The sequence below is a fragment of the Limnohabitans sp. genome, from assembly GCF_044373035.1.
In the GTDB taxonomy this organism is placed as follows: domain Bacteria; phylum Pseudomonadota; class Gammaproteobacteria; order Burkholderiales; family Burkholderiaceae_C; genus Limnohabitans_A.
Map to the genome: position 1 here is coordinate 1 of NZ_JBILQU010000208.1, position 2,842 is coordinate 2,842.

3 protein-coding genes and 1 pseudogene are annotated in these 2,842 nt (G+C 59.6%); 2 read left to right on the forward strand and 2 right to left on the reverse strand.

Features of this window, described 5'->3' with window-relative positions:
* Positions 1-488 (forward strand): dCTP deaminase (gene dcd / locus ACIQ47_RS15965; RefSeq protein ID WP_396439018.1); only part of this gene is annotated, 488 nt, incomplete at its 5' end.
* A gap of 32 nt (positions 489-520) precedes the next feature.
* Here the strand turns inward: dcd and ACIQ47_RS15970 are convergent.
* On the reverse strand, positions 521-1,009 hold the full coding sequence (locus tag ACIQ47_RS15970; RefSeq protein WP_396439019.1) for an HIT family protein: 489 nt from the start codon (positions 1,007-1,009) through the stop codon (positions 521-523).
* Between the two features lie 88 nt (positions 1,010-1,097).
* Positions 1,098-2,018, reverse strand: a pseudogene (locus ACIQ47_RS15975) (acetyl-CoA hydrolase/transferase C-terminal domain-containing protein).
* 287 nt (positions 2,019-2,305) lie between these two features.
* Here ACIQ47_RS15975 and ACIQ47_RS15980 point away from each other — a divergent pair.
* The gene (locus tag ACIQ47_RS15980; protein WP_396439020.1) at positions 2,306-2,635 is read left to right on the forward strand and encodes an ArsR/SmtB family transcription factor; all 330 of its coding nucleotides are present in this window, start codon (positions 2,306-2,308) and stop codon (positions 2,633-2,635) included.
* Positions 2,636-2,842: the final 207 nt, after the last annotated feature.

The window sequence follows — 2,842 nt, forward strand, 5'->3', positions numbered from 1 at the left end:
ACGCGACAGGCCAAAAAATCGTCAGCTACGGCACCAGCAGTTATGGCTACGACATCCGCTGCGCCCCTGAGTTCAAGGTGTTCACCAACATTTACAGCACGGTGGTGGACCCCAAAAACTTCGATGAACGCAGCTTTGTGGACATCCACAGCGATGTCTGCATCATCCCGCCCAACAGCTTCGCGCTGGCCCGCACCATGGAGTATTTCCGCATACCGCGCAACGTGCTGACCATTTGCCTGGGCAAGAGCACCTATGCCCGTTGCGGCATCATCGTCAACGTGACCCCGTTCGAGCCTGAGTGGGAAGGCTATGTGACGCTGGAGTTCAGCAACACCACGCCGCTGCCCGCCAAAATTTATGCAGGCGAAGGCTGCGCCCAGGTGCTGTTTTTTGAGAGCGACAAAGACGATGTTTGTGAGACCAGCTACAAGGACCGGGGTGGCAAATACCAGGGCCAAGTCGGCGTGACGCTGCCCAAGACCTGAGATTTCAGCCCTGCGGTGCCATCTGCAGCGGTTCAAAAAAGGCCAGCTTCGGATGGCCTGGCTATGACGGATTGGTCTAAATTTTCAAGCGCCTGGCGCAAGCGCAGTGCGTGCGCTTGTAGCACTTCGCGCACTGGGTCTTTGCGAGGCCAGGACAGCGTAATGCCGTCGTTGGCATGGCGCGGCACCACATGCATGTGAAAGTGAAACACGGTCTGGTCACCTTCTTTGCCATTGGCTTGCAGCAAAGTCAGGCCAGGTGGGTCAAAGCTGGCCATCACGGCCCGGGCCACGTGGTGGGCGGTGCGCATCACGGCCGCCGCTTCGTCGGCAGTCAGCTCCAGCAAGTTGGCCGCGTGGCGTTTGCTGGCCACCAGCACATGCCCGGGGTTGACCTGACCCAGGTCCATGAAGGCCAGGGTTTGCGCGTCTTCAAAAACGATGGCGGCGGGGATCTCCTTGGCCACCAGCTTGCAAAAAATGCAGCTGACGGGCGGGGAGTTGTCGACAAACATGGGCATGTGGGCATCCTGCTGGGCGGAATGGTTGAGGCGTTGAAGCAGGCAGGATTTTGCACGCAGCCAGCCGTTGGCGGCAGGGCAGCTGTCCTCACATCTGCCCGGTTTTCACATAGCGGCTGTGCCAGCTGAGTGCCTCGTCCAGCAGGTGGGGAGTGTGCAAGCCCGATCCGCTGCGCCGGGCGCGAGCCATGTAGTCGTGCAAAGCAGGCCGAAAGTTTGGGTGCTCGCACTGCTGCACGATGCACGAGATCTTGCCGCCCTTGGCCAGCGATGGGGCCATGAAAATCGACAAATAAGCATTGCGCGCAAAGTCGCCCGAGCCGCCAATGCCGTTCATGATGGACGAGCCCAGGATGTGGCTGGAGTTGACGTTGCCATATGCGGTCCTGCGGCTGCGTCAGACCAATGGGCAGGCGGTGTGGCGTCGGGTGGGTGCCATGGTAAGTGTCGTGCATGCCCTCCAGCGCCAGGCTTTGGTGCAGATTCACCTCCAAAAAGATCTGATCGGCCTGGTCCAGCCAGGTTTTGTTGTTGCCCACCGAGGTCGACGGGATCAGCCGCCCCCCGGCAAGATGCCTGCCACCTCAACCACGGCCATATCCAGGTGGCCCAGCAGACCAGACCAAACGGCCTGCGCCACATGCGACAAATGCATGTCGTTGTAGAGCATGTGCCCGGCGTTGATCTGTTGGCGGCAGGTTGGATCCGACTGGTAGGGCAGGCGCATCTCGATGCCCTGAGCCCGAGCCAAAGCCCCATCGTGTTCAGGCCCTGTGGACGCCCCGGTCCAAAAACCGATCCGCGCCTGCGTTTGCCCCGCCGCATGCAAAGTCGCCAGCCGCGCGGCCAGCGCCTGAGGCACCGCCTTAGGGTAAGCCGCGCCTGTGAAGCCGCTCATGCCCACATTCGCCCCGACCGAGATCAGGGCCGCCGCTTCGTCAGCTCCCATCACTTTGGCGTGCAGGCTGGGGTCTTGCAGGCGTTCGGCCAGGCCGGGCGGCAGGGGCATGAGGAGTTTCCAGTCCAAAAAGTCCAGTATGTCCCCAGTCCTGGCCTGGATCCTTGCGCCAGCGCAAATGGGCGATTCACCCAGGGCGTGCCTGGCGGCTTATCTGGATTTGCGCATAAGCAAAGAACAAATCAATGGTTTGAAACTGCGACAAAATTGACCACAATGCCAAATTTTGATGGCTGCAAGTTAGGCGCACCCTGGGCAGTCACTGAAGCATCAGCCCGACCCCGTGGCCTTTTGCAGGACAATCGTGCGGCAATTGAGACATTCGAAGAAAAGACACCATGGCCAAAACAGCACCACCAGAAGACAACGTCCTGACCGAATCGGAGGAGGTTTTTGAAAAAGCCGCCGATTTGTTTCGCGTCATGTCCGCCCCCATGCGCCTGCGCATCATCAGCGCCCTGTGCAACGGCGAAAAGAATGTGGGCGAGTTGCTCTCCGAGATCGACACCACCCAGCCCAATATGTCGCAGCACCTGAACACCCTCTACCAAGCGGGCGTGCTGGGCAAGCGCCGCGAAGGTGTACAAATTTACTACCGCATCGTCAACGAGCGCGTCGTCACGCTGTGCCGCGCCGTGTGTGTGCAGATCGCCAGCGAAAGCGATTGAAAGATCAACGTCAGTTTCAGGCCGGGTTTTTACGGGCATGCTTTTTCTCTGGTCCCGGCTAATATCCATACTTAAGGAGCAACGAATGAAAAAACACTTGGTATTGATGTCCGGCCTGCTGGCTTGCACCCTGAGCTGGGCCGACATCAAGGTGGTTTACCACCTGAGCGAAGGCATCCCCCAGGCATCACGGGCCATGGGCAACAT